Source organism: Salinisphaera sp. PC39 (assembly GCF_040361335.1).
Taxonomy (GTDB): Bacteria; Pseudomonadota; Gammaproteobacteria; order Nevskiales; family Salinisphaeraceae; genus APNM01.
In genome coordinates, this window is the sequence record NZ_APNM01000004.1 from 52,934 (window position 1) to 72,410 (window position 19,477).

The 19,477-nt window shown below is 67.6% G+C and carries 16 protein-coding genes; 10 read left to right on the forward strand and 6 right to left on the reverse strand.

Translation table 11 applies throughout. The features are described from left to right. Window positions 1-129 precede the first annotated feature (129 nt). Both PC39_RS05230 and PC39_RS05235 read left to right on the forward strand, forming a co-directional pair. Window positions 130-921: a GNAT family N-acetyltransferase gene (locus tag PC39_RS05230; RefSeq protein WP_353252310.1), complete on the forward strand. Its 792-nt coding sequence runs from the start codon at window positions 130-132 to the stop codon at window positions 919-921. Next, window positions 857-1,651, forward strand: a complete 795-nt coding sequence (locus PC39_RS05235) for a lysophospholipid acyltransferase family protein (protein ID WP_353252311.1) — start codon at window positions 857-859, stop codon at window positions 1,649-1,651. The genes PC39_RS05230 and PC39_RS05235 overlap by 65 nt, the downstream gene beginning before the upstream one ends. Here PC39_RS05235 and phaZ read toward each other — a convergent pair. From phaZ to PC39_RS05250, 3 genes are all read right to left on the reverse strand, one after another. Then, a complete protein-coding gene (gene phaZ / locus PC39_RS05240) occupies window positions 1,648-2,526 on the reverse strand; it encodes a poly(3-hydroxyalkanoate) depolymerase (protein ID WP_353252484.1) in 879 nt (292 codons plus the stop codon). The two genes, PC39_RS05235 and phaZ, sit on opposite strands and share 4 nt — an antisense overlap. Before the next feature lie 291 nt (window positions 2,527-2,817). Then, entirely contained in the window at window positions 2,818-3,654 is an 837-nt protein-coding gene (locus PC39_RS05245) for an alpha/beta fold hydrolase (RefSeq protein ID WP_353252312.1), read from the reverse strand. A gap of 11 nt (window positions 3,655-3,665) precedes the next feature. Next, window positions 3,666-5,426, reverse strand: coding sequence for a PHA/PHB synthase family protein (locus PC39_RS05250; RefSeq protein ID WP_353252313.1), 1,761 nt, complete (start codon window positions 5,424-5,426; stop codon window positions 3,666-3,668). Window positions 5,427-5,696: 270 nt separating this feature from the next. On the opposite strand from PC39_RS05250, the gene PC39_RS05255 reads away from it, so the two are divergent. The 3 genes from PC39_RS05255 to PC39_RS05265 all read left to right on the forward strand — a co-directional run bounded on the left by PC39_RS05255 (window position 5,697) and on the right by PC39_RS05265 (window position 10,584). Beyond that, a complete protein-coding gene (locus PC39_RS05255; protein WP_353252314.1) occupies window positions 5,697-7,031 on the forward strand; it encodes a YihY/virulence factor BrkB family protein in 1,335 nt (444 codons plus the stop codon). Window positions 7,032-7,110: 79 nt separating this feature from the next. Continuing rightward, window positions 7,111-8,763, forward strand: a complete 1,653-nt coding sequence (locus PC39_RS05260) for an AMP-binding protein (protein ID WP_353252315.1) — start codon at window positions 7,111-7,113, stop codon at window positions 8,761-8,763. A 144-nt stretch (window positions 8,764-8,907) separates the two neighbouring features. Then, window positions 8,908-10,584: an AMP-binding protein gene (locus PC39_RS05265; protein WP_353252316.1), complete on the forward strand. Its 1,677-nt coding sequence runs from the start codon at window positions 8,908-8,910 to the stop codon at window positions 10,582-10,584. Between the two features lie 81 nt (window positions 10,585-10,665). Here PC39_RS05265 and PC39_RS05270 read toward each other — a convergent pair whose 3' ends face one another. The 3 genes from PC39_RS05270 to PC39_RS05280 form a co-directional block, all read right to left on the reverse strand. Then, window positions 10,666-11,277 (reverse strand): class I SAM-dependent methyltransferase, encoded by a 612-nt coding sequence (locus PC39_RS05270; protein WP_353252317.1) that lies wholly within the window; start codon window positions 11,275-11,277, stop codon window positions 10,666-10,668. Between the two features lie 115 nt (window positions 11,278-11,392). After that, on the reverse strand, window positions 11,393-11,962 hold the full coding sequence (locus PC39_RS05275) for a hypothetical protein (RefSeq protein ID WP_353252318.1): 570 nt from the start codon (window positions 11,960-11,962) through the stop codon (window positions 11,393-11,395). A 177-nt stretch (window positions 11,963-12,139) separates the two neighbouring features. After that, window positions 12,140-14,068 (reverse strand): aconitate hydratase, encoded by a 1,929-nt coding sequence (locus tag PC39_RS05280; protein ID WP_353252319.1) that lies wholly within the window; start codon window positions 14,066-14,068, stop codon window positions 12,140-12,142. A gap of 188 nt (window positions 14,069-14,256) precedes the next feature. Between PC39_RS05280 and ndhC the strand changes: the two genes are divergently transcribed. From ndhC to nuoF, 5 genes are all read left to right on the forward strand, one after another. After that, a complete protein-coding gene (gene ndhC / locus PC39_RS05285; RefSeq protein WP_353252320.1) occupies window positions 14,257-14,685 on the forward strand; it encodes an NADH-quinone oxidoreductase subunit A in 429 nt (142 codons plus the stop codon). Between the two features lie 148 nt (window positions 14,686-14,833). Beyond that, window positions 14,834-15,469 carry an NADH-quinone oxidoreductase subunit B gene (locus PC39_RS05290; RefSeq protein ID WP_353252321.1) on the forward strand — a complete coding sequence of 212 codons (636 nt, stop codon included), beginning with the start codon at window positions 14,834-14,836 and terminating at the stop codon, window positions 15,467-15,469. Between the two features lie 7 nt (window positions 15,470-15,476). After that, complete coding sequence (nuoC, locus tag PC39_RS05295; RefSeq protein WP_353252322.1) at window positions 15,477-17,228, forward strand: NADH-quinone oxidoreductase subunit C/D; 1,752 nt, start codon at window positions 15,477-15,479, stop codon at window positions 17,226-17,228. 265 nt (window positions 17,229-17,493) lie between these two features. Then, on the forward strand, window positions 17,494-17,961 hold the full coding sequence (gene nuoE / locus PC39_RS05300) for an NADH-quinone oxidoreductase subunit NuoE (protein ID WP_353252323.1): 468 nt from the start codon (window positions 17,494-17,496) through the stop codon (window positions 17,959-17,961). Window positions 17,962-18,190: 229 nt separating this feature from the next. Further along, window positions 18,191-19,471 (forward strand): NADH-quinone oxidoreductase subunit NuoF, encoded by a 1,281-nt coding sequence (nuoF, locus tag PC39_RS05305; RefSeq protein WP_353252324.1) that lies wholly within the window; start codon window positions 18,191-18,193, stop codon window positions 19,469-19,471. Window positions 19,472-19,477 lie beyond the last annotated feature (6 nt).

The window sequence follows — 19,477 nt, forward strand, 5'->3', positions numbered from 1 at the left end:
TTGCCCTCTGTGCGCCTCCGTGCGCCTCTGTGGTTAACGTCTGTCATACAGGCATCATCACTGCGTCACACCGTCTCAATCCGCCCGTCATAGCCTTGCCCCGGAGTTTTACGCCACGAGGACAAGGCTATGGCGACCGCAGCACGGGAACTCTCCCGCCGACCGGCCCCGCGCTTCACCTGCCGGCTCGCGGAGGGCCGGCGCGAGATCGAGGAAAGCCTGCGCCTGCGTCACCGGGTGTTCGTCGAGGAGATGGGCGCGGAGATCGACGACCCCGACAGCGGCCTGGAACGTGACCAATACGACCGGCACTGCCACCACCTGCTCGTCCGGGACAACCGCGACGGTCGCCTGGTGGCCTCGACCCGCATCCTGACCCAGGAACGCGCCGCCTTCGCCGGGGGATTCTATTCCGCCGGCGAATTCGATCTGGACGCGGTGCTCTCGGCCCCGGGCCGCTTCATGGAGATCGGCCGCACCTGCGTCGCACGCGAACATCGCCGTGGCGCGGTGATCGCTGTGCTCTGGTCGGGTGTGTCCGGGTTCATCCGGCATGGCGGCTACAGCCACCTGATCGGCTGCGCCAGCATCGAATTGGATGAGGGCATGGCGCGCGCCCACGCCATTCATGCGCGGCTGGCCGCCAGCCACGGCTCGCCGGCCGAGTACCGGGTGGCCCCACGCCTGGCCCTGCCCGGCGAGCCGCCCGCCGAAACCGGCAATCCGCGGCTGCCGCCGCTGCTCAAGGCCTACATCAGCCTGGGCGCGACCGTGGGCGGTCCGCCCTGCTGGGATCCCGACTTCAAGGTGGCGGATTTGTTCATGCACCTGCAGGTCGCTAATCTCTGCCCCCGATATGTCCGCCATTTCCTCCAACGCAGCCGCCCCGCCGTACCTCGCGCCGTGGCGGCGCATCCTTAGGGCGGTCGCGCTGTTCGGCCATTTCCTGGCCGGGCTCCTGATCCTGCTGGTCCTGCCGCTGGCTGGCCGCCGCGCCGGCCGGCTGGCGGCCTGGTGGTACCGCCGCTTCCTGCGGCTGATGGGTATCCGGCTGCGCATAAACGGCATACCGCCGGCCACGGGCGCCCTGGGCGTGGCCAACCACGTCTCCTGGCTCGACATCATCGTGCTGGGCAGCCTGGTGGACGCCGCCTTCGTTTCCAAGACCGAGGTCGGGGACTGGCCGCTGGTGGGACGGTTCGCGCGCCACACGGGCACCGTATTCCTGCCGCGCGGTGCCTACCGCACCGGGGAGGCCGGCGAGCGCCTGCACGAAGCCATGGCGGAGGGTCGCTGCGTGGTCCTGTTCCCGGAAGCCACCACCAACGCCGATCTCGCCCCGTCGCGCTTTCACGGGCGGTTGTTCGCGCCCGCCATCGACGGCGGCTACCCGGTGCAGCCGATCGCCGTCCATTACCTGCCGCCGGCGGATTCCACGGAGACGGGCCACCACCCGTACGTCCCCTGGGTCGGCGACGCCGACCTGGTGAGCCATTTCCTGACGTTGTTCCGACTGGAGGGGCTGGAGGTGACGGTCACCTTCTGCGAGCCGCATCCCGGCGACGGCCGCGACCGCCGCGGCCTGGCCGAGGACAGTCGTCGAGCGATCGTCGCGGCGCTGGAGGGGAGCCCGGAGAAACCCGCGGCCTAACCCGCCAGGGGCAGTTCCACGTGGCCATCCGGCGGCAACCCGCGGGCGAGGTAGTAATCCTGCGGGTCGGTGCCGTCGTAGCGGCGTTCGTTGATGAAGCGCCGGATCACGGCGGCGCATTCGTTGGCCCGCACCACCAGGAACAGGTGGCCGCCGCCGCGCACCACGTGCATGTACGACTTGGGGATCAGCCAGTACAGCAGACGGGTGTTCACCAGCGGCATGATCGGGTCGTCGTCGCCCCCCATCACCAGCGTCGGACAGCGCAGCTTGTACAGCCGGTGGGCGCTGGTCCAGTAGGCGCCCGCCAGAAGCTGATAGATGTAGCCGCGCAGCGCGGGACGCCGTGTCAGGGAGCCGTGGCGCTCGATCAGGTCCGGGCGGCGCCGCATGAGGCCGCCGTAGATCTCCGGCGCCACGCGCGCCAGGTAGCTACGGGAGATATAGCGGCGCGGCGTGGTCATGCGCAACAGGACGTTGGGCTTGGCCGGCAACGCGACCATGCCCGCCGAGGTGGCGGCCAGGATCAGGCGGTTGGTGCGCTCGGGATACTGGATCGCGAACTGCTGGGCCATGGCGCCGCCCCAGGACACCCCCGCGATATTGATCGCGCCGGTGTAGCCCAGCCGGTCGAGGAGCTTGGCGGTCATGCGCGCCAGCCCGGCGAAGCGCTTGGGGAAACGCAGCGGCGGCGATTCGCCGGTACCGGGCATGTCGAAGATGATCAGTTCCATCTCCTCCAGCGCGTCGGCGAACGGCTGCACGAGATCGAGATTGGCGCCGATGCCGTTGAACAGCAGCAGCGGACGCCCGCGCCCCGGGCGGATGCCCACCCGCAGCCGGATGCCGTCGACCTCGACGAATTCCACCTGCATCGGCCGCCGCCTGAAGGCCACGGCCGTGGGTGCCGAGCGCGGCTTGCGCCCTTGTTCTGTGGTGGGTTTGATCAAGGCCGCCATCCGGTACCCCCTATCGTGTCTCGACTCGGTACTGCCCGCGTTGCGTGGTGTTCGGCGCGACGACCACGGCAGGCGGCGGCGCATCCCGCGCCGTTATCGGCTTCCAACCATGATATCGGCGGCGGGACGTCCCCCTGAAGCGCCGCCCTACCGAACGGTCGGTTTCAGGCAGACTAAGGTGCCGCCCGGCGGGGTGCAAGGGCCGGGTCACAGGATATCCTTGGCCGGCAGCTCGTCGCGCAGGTCGCGGGCGGCCAGGAAACGTGCGACGACACTGGCTACCTCGGCCGGCCGGGTCACCAACAGCAGATGGCCGGCACCGCGGACCACGTGCAGCCGCGAGCGCGGCAGCAACAGGTTCAGCAGGCGCGCGTTGACCAGCGGTATCACCGGATCGTCGTCCCCCGCCAGGATCAGGGTCGGGGTATAGAGCCGGTGCAGCCAGGGCAGACTGGAAAAGCCCACCATCGACAGCAGTTGCGAGGCATAGCCCAGGTGGCTGGGAATCTTGGCGGCGGCGGCGTTGTCGCGGATCAGGGCCGGCTCGGTGGCCGCGCGGCCGCCGTAGACCGACTCCGCCACCGCCGCGTAGCGTCGGGCGGACCGGAAACGGGTCGGCGTTGCCAGGCGCCAGAGACTGGCCAGCCTTCCGGGGAACATCACCTGCCCCGGCGAGGTGGCCGCGAGCACCAGGCGCCGCAGGCGGGCGGGGGGCCGGTGCGCGAAAGCCTGGGCCAGGAAGCCGCCCCACGCGGCACCCAACATGTCCACCGGTCCCTCGTAGCCGAGCGCGTCCAGCAGGCCCGCGGTGAGATCGGCGTAACCGGACATCCGGCGCAGTGGCTGCCGCAGACCCGATCCGCCGACGCCCGGCACATCGAACAGGACGATCTCGCTGCGCTCCAGGGCGTCCACGAACGGCGCCAGGAGCTCGAAGTTCGCGCCCAATTCGCTGCATAGGACCAGGGGGACGCCCTCGCCGGGCCGTATCGCGGCCCGCAGGTGCTCGCCGTCGACGGTGACGCGGCGGATACGCCAGTCCATGCTCGTGGCCGTCACTTCTGGTGGACGTAGCGCCCCGGCGCCGGCTCGCCCGGCGGATGGGCCTCGCTGCCCAGGGCGGTCGGGGCCTCGCGCTCGCCCTCGGAATGGCCGCGGGCCCAATCGATCCAGGCTTCCCACCAGGAGCCGTCGCGCACGTCGGCGCGCTCCAGCCATTCGCCCGCCGAGAGACTGTAGTCGTCGTGCTCGAAGTACTTGGCCTTGGGATTGCCGGGCGGATTGACGATCGACTGGATGTGCCCGGACGAGCTGAGCACGAAGCGGACATCGCCGCCGAAAAGCTGCGTGGAGCGGTAACAGGCCTCCCACGGGGTGATGTGGTCGGTGATGCCGGCGATGATGAACACGTCGCAATCCACCCGCCCCAGATCGATGGGCGTGCCCAGCATCTTCATGCCGCCGGGCCGGACCAGCGGGTTCTGGCGGAAGATGTTGAGGATATCGGCATGGAACTGCGCCGGCAGCCGCGTGGTGTCGTTGTTCCAGTAGAGGATGTCGAAGGCCGGCGGATCGTTGCCCATCATGTAGTTGTTGGCCACGAAGCTCCAGACCAGGTCGTCCGGCCGCAACCACGCGAAGGCACGCTGCATCTGGGCGCCGTCGAGCACGCCCCGGGACCGGCTGCGCGCGATCGCCGCCTTGATCGCGGCGTCATTGGCGAACAGGCCCAGCAATGTCTTCGCGCGCGTATCCAGCACCGTCACCAGCAGGGTCAGGCAGGCGATCTTGTGACCCTCGCCGAGGGCGTACATGTGCGCGGCGAGCACCGCGGCGGTGAAACCGCCGGCACAGGCCGCCATCAGCTTCACCGAGTCGGCGCCGGTGATCTCGCGCACCGCGTCCAACGCTTCGCGGGCGGCCGAGACATAGGTCTCCATGCCCCAGTCCCGCTGTGCCGCGGTGGGGTTGCGCCAGGAGATGGTGAACATCTGCTGGCCCTGAGACACGGCGTGGCGCACGAAGCTCTTTTCCTCGGCCAGATCCACGATGTAGTACTTGTTGATCTGCGGCGGCACCAGCAGGATCGGCGTCGCGTCCACCCGTTCGGTGCGCGGGGCGTACTGGATCACCTCGCAGACCGCGTTCCGGAAGACCACGGCACCCGGGGAATTCGTCAGGTTCTTGCCCACCGCGAACGGCCGCGGGTCGACCTGGCTGGGCATGCCGTGGTTGTTGACCAGGTCGTCGATGAGGTTGCGCAGGCCGCGGGCGATCGAGAGGCCGCGCGTCGACAGCGCGTTGCCCAGAAAGCCCGGATTCCCGACCGGGGTATTGGTCGGCGCGGCCGCCGCGATCACCTGCATGAGCATGAAGCGGGCACGCTCCATGTCGGTCTCGTCGGCATCGATGGAATCCAGGATGTCACGCAGGCTGCGCGCCCAAGCCAGGTAGATCTGCATCACCCGGCGGTAATAGCCGCTCTCGCGCCAGACGCGGTGCTGGAAGCGCCGGTCCTTGGGATCGGGCGTGATCCGGGAGCGTCCCAGCAGGATGCGGCCGACTTCGGCGGCGAACTTCGCCTCGCGCTTCGCCACCAGCACCGGGTTGAGCGAGAGCAGCTTGAGCAGGCGGGAGGCGGCGTCGATCAGCTCCTCGCGGGTGAGGCCCACCACCGGGTTGGCCCCCAGGATGTTGTCGACCGCGTTGCGCGCCTCCGCGATCGCCGCGCGCCGGCGCGCCTCAATGCCGGCGGCGTCGTTGTCGTTGGCCGCCTCGGCCGTTCCCGCCCCTTCGATTCGCTGTTTTTTCGCCATGGTTCTAGGTTAGCACTGTCTTATGTGAATCCAATCAAGGTATCGCGCCGACTGCAAAGCGGAAATAATCCGCGGATCGCCGCCGATAGACGCGGATCAAAGGCACCCGGCACATGGTGTCAATCCGGCCGGCGCGGTCGGAAGCGACGGCAGCGCCCTCGCGACCTGTCCCTGGCCCGGCAACCCGTTCCTCCGCGTCCATCGGCGTCCATCTGCGGATAAGAGAGCCGCAGACTGCGTACAATGCCCGCAGGCAGAGCGAGGTTCGACGTGCTCACGCAAATCCGACACCACATCACGCGCTGGGTCTGGGGGAACGAGCCGGAAACGCTCCCCTTCCTCCGCCGGTGGGCCGTATTCACCGCCCGCATGGCGCACGTGCTCGTGCGCGACCTGGGCGGCGGCCAGATCACCCTGAGGGCGATGAGCCTGGTCTACACCACGCTGCTGTCGCTGGTGCCCTTGCTCGCCCTGGCCTTCTCCCTGCTCAAGGGTTTCGGTGTGGACAATGTCCTGCGCCCCGTGCTGATGCGTTTCCTGGCCCCGCTGGGATCGGGCGCGGCCGACCTGGCAGAACAGATCATCGGCTTCGTCGAGAACATCAAGGTGGGCGTGCTCGGCGCGGTCGGCCTGGGCCTGCTGCTCTATTCGGTGATCTCGCTGATCCAGAAGATGGAGTCCGGCTTCAACTTCATCTGGCAGGTACGCCGCCCCCGCAGCCTGGGACGCCGGTTCTCCGAGTACCTGTCGGTGCTGGTGTTCGGCCCCCTGATCGTACTGGCAGCCACCAGCATGACCGCCACGGTCGCGAGCAACACCGGCGTACAGCACCTGCTGGAGATCGAACCCTTCGGGACCACGCTGTACCTGGTCGGACGCTTCCTGCCCTATTTCCTGTACACGGCGGGGTTCACCTTCCTGTTCCTGTTCATGCCCAACACCCGCGTGCGTTTCCTGCCGGCCCTGGCCGGCGGCCTGTTCGCGGGCGTGCTGTGGCAGACGGCCAGCTTCGCCTTCGCCACCTTCGCCAGCAACGCCGGCAACGTCAACGCGATCTATTCCAGCTTCGCCATCGGCGTGCTGCTGTTGATCTGGCTGTACGTCTCGTGGCTGATCCTGCTCATGGGTTGCCGCTTCGCCTTCCTGCTCCAGCACCCGGAGCAGCTCAGCCGCGCCCCCTACCCGCCGCGATTGACCGCCGAGCGCGAGGAGGAGCTGGCCCTGTTGACGATGACGCTGGTGGCCTACAACTTCATCCACGGGCAACCGCCCTGGCAGACGGACCGTCTGGCGCGCTACCTGCATGCCGTGCCGGAGCACGTATTCCGCGTGCTCGACCGGCTCGTGGACTGCGGCCTGCTGGTCGAGACGGGCGATCCCGAGCCCGCGATCCTACCGCGCCGGGATATCGACGCGGTCACGGCCGCGGACATTCTGACGGCGGTGCGCCGCGACGACCCGGAATGGCCGCCGCGGCGCCCCTCGCACCGGCCGTACGGCCAGGTCCGGGAACTGCTGGGCCGGGTCGACGACGCCCGGCGCGAGGCGCTGGACGGTGTCACCCTGCGCCGGCTCGCGGAAAGCGCCGGCCAGGAGAGCCCGTAGCCGCCGGGGCCGGGTCGATTTCGGCCCCGCGGAGAAAGCTCTTATACTCCGCGCCTTGTAGCCGTCGAGGGAGGGACGAATGGAAAAGGTCTGGCTGGAAAGCTATCCCGAGGGCGTCAGCGATGACGTGGACACCGAGGCCTACGACTCGCTCGCCCAGGCACTGGAACAGAGTTGCGAGCGTTTTTCCGACCGGGTGGCGTTCTCCAGCATGGGCGTGGAATGGACCTACGCCGATGTCGAGCGCCGCTCGCGCGAGTTCGCGGGCTATCTCCAGAACGAGCTGGGCCTGGGCAAGGGCGATCGCATCGCGATCATGATGCCGAACTGCCTGCAGTACGTGGTGGCCCTGTTCGGCGCCCTGCGGGCGGGCTTGGTCGTGGTCAACGTCAATCCGCTCTACACCGCCCGCGAGCTGGAGCACCAGCTCGAGGACAGCGGCGCCCGCACCATCGTGATCATGGAGAACTTCGCGGCGACGCTGGAGAAGGTCTACGACTCGGTCCCGGTCGAGCGGGTGATCACCACCCAGCTCGGCGACCTGCTGGGCGGTCTCAAGGGCATGCTGACCAACTTCGTGGTCAAGCGCGTCAAGAAGCTGGTGCCGGCCTGGTCGCTGCCGGACACGGTGCGCTTCCGGTCCGCGCTGGCCCGCGGTGACGAGTTCACCGCGCCGGACCTGGGCCACGACGACCTGGCCTTCCTGCAGTACACCGGCGGTACCACAGGCCCGGCCAAGGGCGCCATGCTCTCGCACGGCAACCTGGTAGCCAATCTCCAGCAGGGCCGCGCCTGGTTCGCGCCGATGATGAGCGGGCAGGACGACGAGGTCATCATCACGGCCCTGCCGATGTACCACGTGTTCGCGCTGACCGTGAACACGCTCATCTTCTTCACCCTGGGCGGCAAGAACGTCCTGATCACCAACCCCCGGGACATGGCCGGCTTCGTCAAGGAGCTGCGCGAGCATCGCTTCACCGCCATCACCGGCGTCAACACCCTGTTCAACGGCCTGCTCAACACGCCCGGCTTCTCCAGCCTGGACTTCTCGCACCTCAAGCTGGCCATGGGCGGCGGCATGGCGGTGCAGAAACCCGTGGCCGAGCGCTGGATGCGGATCACCGGCGTGCCCATCGTCGAGGGCTACGGCCTCTCCGAGACCTCGCCCGTGGCCACCTGCAATCCGCTGGATATCAAGGAATTCAACCACTCCATCGGCCTGCCCGTGCCCGGCACCGAGGTGGTGGTTCGGGACGACGACAACAACGACGTCCCCGAGGGCGAGCCGGGCGAGCTGTGCATCCGCGGGCCGCAGGTGATGCAGGGCTACTGGAACAAGCCCGAGGCCAACGCCGAGGCGTTCACGCCGGACGGATTCTTCCGCACCGGCGACATCGCGCGGATGGACCGGTACGGCTACTTCTACATCGTCGACCGCAAGAAGGACATGATCCTGGTCTCGGGCTTCAACGTCTTCCCCAACGAGATCGAGGACGTGGTGGCCGGTCACCCCGGCGTGCTGGAGGCCGCGGCGGTGGGCGTGCCCGACGAGAAATCGGGCGAGGCGATCAAGCTGTTCGTGGTCAAGAAGGACCCCGAGCTCAAGATCGACAGCGTCCGCGAATACTGCCGCGAGCACCTGACCGGCTACAAGGTGCCCAAGCACATCGAGTTCATCGACGAAATCCCGAAATCCAACGTCGGCAAGATCCTGCGCAAGGAGCTGCGCTGAGCGCCCGCCGGAGACGCCTGATCAACGGGCCGGCCGCCTGACAGGCGGCTGATATACTGCCGGCGCGCGGTCCGGCGGGCACGCGCCGGTATATATAAAACAGGCACGAACAGCCCCGGCCACCGGGGCGAACATGGGGAGAAGATGGAGAAAATCTGGCTGGAGAACTACCCGCAGGGCATCAAAGCCGAGATCGAGCTCGACCCCGAGACCTCGATCGTCGACGTCCTGGAGCGTAGCTGCGACCGGTTCGCCGACCGCGTGGCCTACGTGAACATGGACCACGCCCTGACCTACGCCGAGCTGGACCGGGCCTCGCAAGCCTTCGCGTCCTTCCTGCAGAACGACCTTGGCTTCGGCAAGGGCGACCGCGTCGCCCTGATGATGCCCAACCTGCTGCAGTATCCGGTGGCCCTGTTCGGCATCCTGCGCGCGGGCATGGTGGCGGTGAACGTGAACCCGCTGTACACCGCCCGCGAGCTGGAGCACCAGCTCGCCGACGCCGGCGCCCGCGGCATCGTGATCGTGGAGAATTTCGCCGCCACGCTGGAACAGGTGATCGACCGCGTGCCCCTGGAGGCGGTGATCACGACCCGCATCGGCGACATGCTGCCGTTCCCGCGCCGGCAGGTGGTCAACCTCGCGGTCAAGCATCTCAAGAAGATGGTCCCGGATTTCTCGCTGCCGGGCGCCATCGGTTTCAACGACGCGCTGTCGCGCGGCGAGAAGCGGGCCATGCACGACGCCGGCGTGACCGGCGACGACATCGCCTTCCTGCAGTACACCGGCGGCACCACGGGGCTGGCCAAGGGCGCCACGCTGCTGCACCGGAATATCGTCGCCAACCTGGAACAGGCCTCGGCCTGGCTGGAACCCTGGACCGACGAGGGCGGCGAGACCATCGTCACCGCCCTGCCGCTGTACCACGTCTTCGCACTGACCGCGAACTGCCTGGTGTTCCTGAAACTGGGCGGCAAGAACGTGCTGATCACCAATCCGCGCGACATCCCGGGGCTGGTCAAGGAATTGAAGAAATACCCCTTCACCGCCTTCACCGGCGTGAACACCCTGTTCAACGCCCTGCTCAACGACGCCGACTTCCGCGCCCTGGACTTCTCGCCCCTGAAGCTGACCCTGGGCGGCGGCGCCGCGGTGCAACGGCCGGTGGCGGAACGCTGGAAGGAAGTCACCGGCAAGGCACTGATCGAGGCCTACGGTCTCACCGAGACCTCGCCGGCGGCCTGCATCAATCCGCTGGACCTCGAGGATTACAACGGGTCCATCGGCCTGCCCATCCCGTCCACCGAGATATCCGTCCGCGACGACGACGGCAACGAGGTCCCGGCCGGCGAGCCCGGCGAGCTGTGCATCCGCGGCCCGCAGGTGATGCAGGGCTACTGGAACAAGCCCGAGGAGAACGCCAAGACCTTCTTCGACGACGGCTTCCTGCGCACCGGCGACGTCGCCCGCATGGACGACCGGGGCTTCTTCTACATCGTCGACCGCAAGAAGGACATGATCATCGTTTCCGGCTTCAACGTCTTCCCCAACGAGATCGAGGACGTGGTGGCCGGCCACGAGGGGGTGCTGGAGGCCGCCTGCGTGGGCGTGCCGGACGACAAGTCCGGCGAGGCGGTGAAGGTATACGCGGTGAAGAAGGATCCCGCGCTCACCGAGGACGACCTGCGCGCCTACTGCCGCGAGAACCTGACCGGCTACAAGGTCCCCCGACACATCGAGTTCATCGACGAGCTGCCCAAGTCGAACGTGGGCAAGATCCTGCGCAAGGAACTGCGCGACCGGTCGATGGCGGCGGCCTGAGGGGCGTTCCCGGTTTCCGGCAAGAGACTCCCTGGCTGGAAACCGCTTCCCCGGAACCCGGCAACGGCACCCCTGACGGCGTCAGGGGTTCCGTGCCCGAATCAACGTCCAGTACCCGAACAGGTTCACCGGCACCGTCTCGATCACATCCAGGTCGGAGGCGTCCAGGAAGCTCTGCAGGGGGAACAGGCTGCGGAAGCCGACGAACTTGGAGACCGGCGAGACCAGCTTCTCCAGGGCCGCCATCGCGCCCTTGTCGCGGCTGAAGTGGTTGACGATGAACAACTCGCCGCCGGGCCGGCAGACCCGCTTCATCTCGGCGATCATGCGCTGGGGCTCCGGCACCACGGAAGCGACGTACATCGCCACCACCTTGTCGAAGGCGTCGTCCGGGTATTCCAGCGCCTGGGCGTCCATCAGGGCCAGCTCGACACGGTCGGCCTGGCCGTTGAGGCGGGCCCGCGCCACATCGAGCATGTGCGGCGACACGTCGATGCCGGTGACGTGAACCCCCTCGGGATAGTGGGTCAGGGACAGGCCGGTGCCGACACCGACCTCGAGCACACGGTCGCCCGCGCGGCAGCCCATCTTGTCGACGGCCAGCCTGCGGCCGGGCTCGAAGACCCGCCCGAAGAATCGATCGTATTGCTTGGAGAGCCGCCGATAGGCATCGGCAACAGTCTGATGGTCCATATAACGGTACCCGTCCCGCAATCCGCGCCCGTGCCCGGGCGCCCGTGAACTAGGAGCGGACTATACCGGGAATGACGCCGCAACCCCAACGGAGCCGCGGTGTCGACCCCGCCAATCAGCGCTCGCCGGCCTGTCGCTCCAGCGTCGGGAAATGCTCGGCGGGATCGCGTCCCGTCGGCACGGCGCCGCCCCATCCCTCGGCGTCCGCGAACAGGCGGATCGAGCGGAAGGCGGGGCGCTCGCCCATGTCGAACCAGTGGCTGACGCCCGCCGGCAGGCACACCAGATCGCCGCGCTCGCACAGCAACGCGTAGATGCCGTCGTCCCGGCGTATGTAGAAGAGCCCGCGACCGTCCACGAACAGGCGTCCCTCGCGGTTGCGGTGCCAATGCTCGCTGGTGAACTCCTCGCGCAGACGCGCCAGGTTGGGGTGCGCGGCCGTGACACAAAGCACGTCCACGGCCACGAAGCCATGATCCTGCATCAGGCCGTCCAGCGTCTCGCGATAGGCCTCGATGACCTCGTCCTGCAGTGCGTCGGGCTCCATCTCGACCGACGGCAGCGCGAGCCGCTCGTAGCGGACGTCGATGGCCGCCAGGCGCCCCCGGATGGCCTCCGGGTCGCGGATGACGTAGGCCGGCTCGTCCGACGGGCCGGCGGCCGGATAAAAGCTCAATTGGGTCATAACTGAGATGTCGTGTTCGGTGCGGGCCGAGCCGCGAGCGCGGCGCTAAACACGGGCCAAAGGCATGGCCGGAATCCGATCAGGCGCGCACTTTACTCGGCCCGCCGCGTCAAAACAATGACAAAAATATACCGACCGTTCAGAGACGGCATGGGGGGCACGGGCGTCAGGGCCCCGTCATTGGCGGTCCCGCATCCAGTTGATCAGCCCCCCCGCCAACAGCAACTCGACCTGACGGGCCGACAGGGCATGCTCGAACTCGATGCTGTCGTCGCCCAGCCGGGCCGTCACCCGACTGCCGTCCCGGACCGCGTCGCGCAGACCTTCGAAGCGCAACCGCCCGCCCTGCTCCAACCGGTCGTAGTCGGCCGGCTCGGCGAAGGTCAGCGGCAATACGCCGAAGTTCACCAGGTTCTGCCAGTGGATGCGGGCGTAGTTCTTCGCCACGACCGCCCGCAACCCGAGGTAGCGCGGCGCGATCGCGGCATGCTCGCGGGAGCTACCCTGGCCGTAGTTCTCGCCACCCACGATGGCGTGGTCGCCGGTCTCCTGCGCCCGCTCCGGATAGGTCTCGTCGATAACGTCGTACACGAAGCGGCTGATCGCCGGGATATTGGACCGGAACGGCAGTACCTCGGCGCCGGCGCGCATGATCTCATCGGTGGAGATGTTGTCGCCCACCTTGAGCAGCACCGGCAGGTCGAGCTCGTCCGGCAGCCCCTCGAAATCCGGCAAGGACGCGATATTCGGCCCCTTCGCCAGCTCCATGCGCCGCGATTCCTCGGCCGTGGGCGGCGGCTGCAGCAGATCCTCGTTGATCACCGGGTCGTCCGGCTCGACCACCGTGGGGCAGTCGAAATCGAGCTCGCGCGGATCGGTGATCTCGCCGCGCAGGGCGCTGGCGGTGGCGGTCTCCGGACTGCACAGGAAGACCGCGTCCTCCTTGGTGCCGGAGCGCCCCGGAAAGTTGCGCGGCACGGTACGCAGCGAATTGCGGCCGGAGGCCGGCGCCTGGCCCATGCCGATGCAGCCGTTGCAGCCGGCCTGGTGCAGCCGCGCCCCGCCGTGGATCAGGTCCGCCAGGTGCCCCTCGCGGGTCAGGGTCTCGAGGATCGCGCGCGAACTGGGATTGATGTCGAACGACACCCGCGGGTCCACGCGCCGGCCCGCGACCATCATCGCCGGCATCGCGAAATCGCGGTAGCCGGGGTTGGCGGACGAGCCGATGTAGGCCTGGTACAGGGATTCCCCGGCGACCTCGCGCACCGGCACCACGTTGCCCGGCGAAGTGGGCTTGGCGATCAGCGGCTCCAGCGAGGACAGGTCGATGCTGTCATGGACATCGTAGTCGCAGCCCGGATCGGCGGTCAGCTCGGTGAAATCGTCCTCGCGCTTCTGGGTGCGCAAGAACCGGCGCACCTCGTCGTCGGCCGGGAAGACCGTGGTGGTGGCGCCCAGCTCGGCGCCCATGTTGGCGATCACGTGGCGGTCCATCGCGGTCAGGTTCGCCAGGCCCGGACCGTAATACTCGATGATGCGACCCACGCCGCCCTTGACGTCGTGCCGCCGCAGCATCTCCAGGATCACGTCCTTGGCCGATACCCAGGGCGGCAACTCGCCGGTCAGTTCCACGCCCCAGATCTCGGGCATCTTGGTGTAGAAGGGCTCGCCGGCCATGGCCATCGCCACCTCCAGGCCGCCGGCGCCGATCGCCAGCATCCCCATGGAGCCGGCGGCGGGCGTATGGCTGTCCGACCCCAGCAGGGTCTTGCCGGGCCGGCCGAAGCGTTCCATGTGCACCGCGTGCGACACACCGTTGCCGGCGCGCGAGAACCAGACCCCGAAGCGCTGGCACGCGCTGTACAGGAACAGGTGATCGTCCGGGTTCTTGAAATCCTCCTGGATCAGGTTGTGATCCACATACTGCGCGGACAGCTCGGTCTTCACCCGATCGAGCTGCATCGCCTCCAGCTCCAGCATCACCATGGTGCCGGTGGCGTCCTGGGTCAGGGACTGGTCGATCCGCAGGGCAATCTCGGTGCCCGGCGTCATCTCGCCGTCGATCAGGTGGTCTCGGATCAGTTTCCGGGCGACATTGTCGGCCATCGTTCTCCTCCGGCTTGCGGCGACTGGGATCAATCTTGCGCTTCAACCGTCCCATTTCAAAGGGCGACCGCACATCCGGTCATCCGGCGGCCGGGTAGGCAGACCGCCGGCTGTGTGATATTCCTAAAAACACATTCGACGGCGGCGCGTCCGGCCCAACGGATCGCGTCATCGCGCGGGAGGACTCCATGAGTCCGTTGACCGAACAGCCCGACACCCTGTGGCCGCTGCTGGTGTACCTCGGCGCGGTCGTGGGGCTGATATTGGCGATGCTCGGTCTGTCCTATGTCCTCGGCGGCCGTACCGCCGGACGCCTGCGCGACCAGCCGTTCGAGTCCGGCGTGATCCCCGTCGGCGACGCCCGCCTGCGCTTCTCCGCCAAGTTCTACCTGGTGGCGATCTTCTTCGTGCTGTTCGATCTCGAGGTCGTGTTCCTGTTCGCCTGGGGCATCGCCGCCACGGAACTCGGCTGGGCCGGCTACGCCGGCGCCATGATCTTCCTGTTCGTCCTTACCGTCGCCCTGGTCTACGAATGGCGCATCGGAGCGCTCGACTGGGCCCCCAAGCCGCCGCGACGCCGGACATCGCCGGCGCCGCGCGGACCGACGACGGCCTGAACGGAACCCGACCGCCGCGCCCCGCCCCCTGGGCGGCGCGGCACCCCGCGCGACGGCGCGCGGGCGAATGAGCGACCGGGCGGTCGACCGCCCGGCGGCAAGACAAAGGCGGACCGCGCCGCGGTCCGCGAAGGAGGCAGCGATCGGTATGCATTGGTCCCTGACCAAGGCGGACGAGACGCGACCCGATCCCCGCGAGGGGTCGTTCGAGGAGGCCATGCGCCGCAACGTGGTGCTGGCCAAGCTCGACGACCTGATCAACTGGGGTCGGAAGTACTCCATGTGGCCGTTCAACTTCGGCCTGTCCTGCTGCTACGTGGAAATGGCCACGGCGCTCACCGCCCCGCACGACATGGCCCGTTTCGGCGCCGAGGTGATCCGGGCCACGCCGCGCCAGGCCGACGTGATCGTGATCTCCGGCACCGTGTTCATGAAGATGGCCCCGGTGATCCAGCGCCTGTACGACCAGATGCTGGAGCCGCGCTGGGTGATCTCGATGGGCTCCTGCGCCAACTCCGGCGGCATGTACGACGTCTACTCGGTGGTCCAGGGCGTGGACAAGTTCCTGCCCGTGGACGTGTACGTCTCCGGCTGCCCGCCGCGGCCCGAGGCCTTCCTGGAGGGTCTGCTGCTGCTCCAGGAAGCCGTCGGCCAGGAACGCCGCCCGCTGTCCTGGATGATCGGCCCGCAGGGCGTCACCAAGGCGCCCAAGCTGGCCAACCGCGAGCGCAAGCGCGGCGAGCGGATGGCCGCCACCCACCTGCGGTCGCCGGACGAGGTGTGACCGGGCCATGCTGGACCGCACCGACCCCGTGAAACAGCTCGCCGAACGCTTCGGCGACGATCGCGTCCGGCGCCAGGACACCGCCGACGGCATGCCCACGGTCTGGGTCGGCGCCGACGACCTCAAGGCCGTGCTCGCCTTCCTGAAGCGCGAGGCGGCGGTGCGCTACCGGATGCTGTTCGACCTCACGGCCATCGACGAGCGGGCGCGCCGCAACCGCGACGACCAGCCGGCGGCCGACTTCACCGTGGTCTACCACCTACTGGCGCTGGAGCCCGTGGCCGAGATCCGCGTCAAGCTGGCCCTGTCCGGCGAGCGGCCGTCGGCGCCGACGATCACCGGGCTCTGGCCCAACGCCGCCTGGTACGAGCGCGAGGCCTGGGACATGTTCGGCATCGTCTTCGACGGCCATCCCAACCTGCGCCGCATCCTGATGCCGCCGACCTGGCGCGGCCATCCCCTGCGCAAGGAACACTCGGCGCGCGCCACCGAGTTCGAGCCGTTCCAGCTCTCGCCCGAGCGCCAGGACGAGGAGGAGGAGGCCCTGCACTTCAAGCCCGAGGCATGGGGCATGGCGCGCGAAACCGACGACGCCGAGTTCATGTTCCTCAACCTCGGCCCCAACCACCCCAGCGTGCACGGCGTGTTCCGGGTGGTCGTGCAGCTCGACGGCGAGGTGGTCCTGGGCGCGGTGCCCGACATCGGCTACCACCATCGCGCCGCCGAGAAGATGGGCGAGCGCCAGAGCTGGCACACCTACATCCCCTACACCGACCGGGTCGATTACCTGGGCGGCGTGATGAACGAGTTGCCCTACGTCCTGGCACTGGAGCAGCGCCTGGGCATCGAGGTGCCGGCCCGGGTCCGGGTCGCCCGCGTGATGCTGTGCGAGTTCTTCCGCATCTGCTCGCACCTGCTGTTCCTGGGCACCTACATCCAGGACATCGGCGGCATGAGCCCGATCTTCTACATGTTCAGCGACCGCCAGAAGATCTACGACGTGATCGAGGCGGTCTGCGGCTTCCGCATGCACCCGGCCTTCTTCCGCATCGGCGGCCTGGCGATGGACCTGCCCGACGGCTGGGACCGCAAGGTCCGGGAATTCCTGGACTGGTTCGAGCCGCGCCTGGACGAATACGACCGCATGGCCATGCGCAACAAGCTGGTCAAGCGGCGCACGCAGGGCATCGGCGTCTACGACACCGACGAAGCCATCGACTGGGGCATCACCGGCCCCGGCCTGCGCGCTACCGGCTACGCCTGGGACCTGCGCAAGGAGCGGCCCTACAGCGGTTACGAGCACTTCGAGTTCGACGTGCCCACGGCCAACGGCAACGGCGATTGCTACGACCGCGCCGTGGTCCGCTTCCAGGAGATGCGCGAGAGCTGCCGCATCATCCGCCAGTGCCTGGAGAACATGCCGGCCGGCCCCTACAAGGCGGACCACCCGATGACCACGCCGCCGCCCAAGCATCGGACGATGCACGACATCGAGACCCTGATCGCCCACTTCCTGACCGTGAGCTGGGGCCCGATCGTGCCGCCGGGCGAGGGCTCGGCCATGGTCGAGGCGACCAAGGGCCTGAACAGCTACTACCTGGTCTCCGACGGCGACACCCGGAGCTACCGCACCCGCATCCGCACGCCGTCGTTCCCGCACCTGCAGATGATCCCGCTGATGAGCCGGGGCCACATGATCCCCGACCTGATCGCCATCATCGCGTCGATCGACTTCGTGATGGCCGACGTGGATCGCTGAAGAAGAAGATGATGATTAACCACAGAGGCACAGAGGCACAGAGAAATAAAGATGCGTAACCACAGAGACACGGAACGCACAGAGAAAGGGATTTTTTGCCGCTCATTTTCAAACCCCCTGTGCTCTCTGTGACTCTGTGGTTTTATTTCCTATGACGGAGAAAGACGAAGACATGAGCCACCAAGTCATAGCGACACTGGAGAAAGAGACTGCTTTCTTTCTTCTCGAACCCTCTGTGCCTCTGTGCCTCTGTGGTTAAAAACCAATGACCCTGAGCGAAGAGGAAATCGCGGAGATCGAGCACGAGATGGGTCTGTACGAGGACCCGCAGGCGGCCTGCGTGGACGCCCTCAAGATCGTGCAGAAGCGACGCGGCTGGGTATCGGACGAGGTATTGGCCGCGACCGCCGCCGTGGTGGGCGTGTCGACGGCGGCGATGGAGGCCGTGGCCACCTTCTACAACCTGATCTTCCGCCAGCCGGTGGGCCGGCACGTGGTCATGGTCTGCGACTCCGTGTCCTGCTATCTCTGCGGCTACGAGGCCGTGCGCGATCACCTGCGCCGCTCGCTGGGCATCGAGTTCGGCCAGACCACGCCGGACGAGCGCTTCACCCTGTTGCCCATCTGCTGCCTGGGCGACTGCGACAACGCGCCCTCGATGCGGGTGGACGAGGACTACCACGGCCGCCTGACGCCGGAACGGATCGACCGAATCCTGGAGTCCTACGAATGAAAGACATGAATCACAAAGACATAAACCACAGAGGCACAGAGACACAGAGGGAGGAATTGGTTCCTCTCCCTTCTAACGCCCTATGCCCCTGTGACTTTGTGGTTTGATTTCCCTATACGGATTAAAGGCGAAGACATGAACCACGGCGGCACGGAGACACAGAGAAATAATTTTTATTCTCTCCTTCTTAATGCTCTGTGCCTCCGTGCCTCTGTGGTTAACAACTGATATGGAAAAGGTGCTGACGAAGAACATACGCGACGACCGCGAGCCGCTGTGGCTGGCCGACTACGAGGCCGCCGGCGGCTACCGGGCGTTGCGCAAGGCATTGGCGGAATTCGAGCCCCAGGCGCTGACACAGCTCGTGAAGGACGCCAACCTGCGCGGGCGCGGCGGCGCCGGGTTCCCGGCCGGCATGAAATGGAGCTTCATGCCGCGGTTCGAGGCCGACGATCCCGAGCGGCCGCCCTATGTCTACCTGGTCGCCAACGCCGACGAGATGGAGCCCGGTACCTTCAAGGACCGGCTGCTGATGGAAGGCGACCCGCACCAGTTCGTGGAAAGCCTGATCATCAGCAGCTACGCCATCGGCGCCAACCGCTGCTATGTCTTCCTGCGCGGCGAGTACGTGGGCTGCGCGCGGCGCCTGGAGCGCGCCATCGCCGAGGCCGAGGAAGCCGGCTACCTGGGCGAGCATATCCTGGGCACGGATTTCTCCCTGCGCATCCGGCTGCACATGAGCGCGGGCCGCTATATCTGCGGCGAGGAGACCGCCCTGCTCTCGGCCCTGGAAGGCAAGCGCGCGGTGCCCCGCTCCAAGCCGCCGTTTCCGGCGCAGAGCGGCCTGTTCGGGCGTCCGACCACGGTCAACAACGTCGAGACCCTGTGCAACGTGCCGCACATCGTGCTCAACGGGGTCGACTGGTACAAATCACTCGGCCGCCACAAGGACGCCGGCACCAAGCTCTTCGGCGCCTCCGGCCATGTCGCGAAACCCGGCCTGGTGGAACTGCCCCTGGGCACCCCCCTGGGCGAGCTGATCGAGGAGCACTTCGGCGGCGTACGCGAGGGCCGCGCCCTCAAGGCCGTGCTGCCGGGCGGCGGCTCCACGCCCATGCTCACCCGCGAGCACTGGGATACGCCCATGGATTTCGAGGGCTGCGGCGCCGCCGGCAGCCGACTGGGCACCGGCACCATGGTGGTGATCGACGAGACCACGCCCATCGTCGGCGTGCTCAAGAACCTGGAGCAGTTCTACGCCCAGGAATCCTGCGGCTGGTGCACCCCCTGCCGCGACGGCCTGCCCTGGACCGCCCGCCTGCTCGCCGGCCTGGAGGCCGGCAACGGCCGGCCCGGCGATATCGACCTGCTGGCCATGCACTGCAAGTTCCTGGGGCCGGGCAAGACCTTCTGCGCCCACGCGCCCGGCGCGATCGGGCCGCTGGAGAGCGCACTGACCTATTTCCGCGACGAGCTGGAAGCCTTGATACCCGAGGTGACGGAAGCATGAAAATCA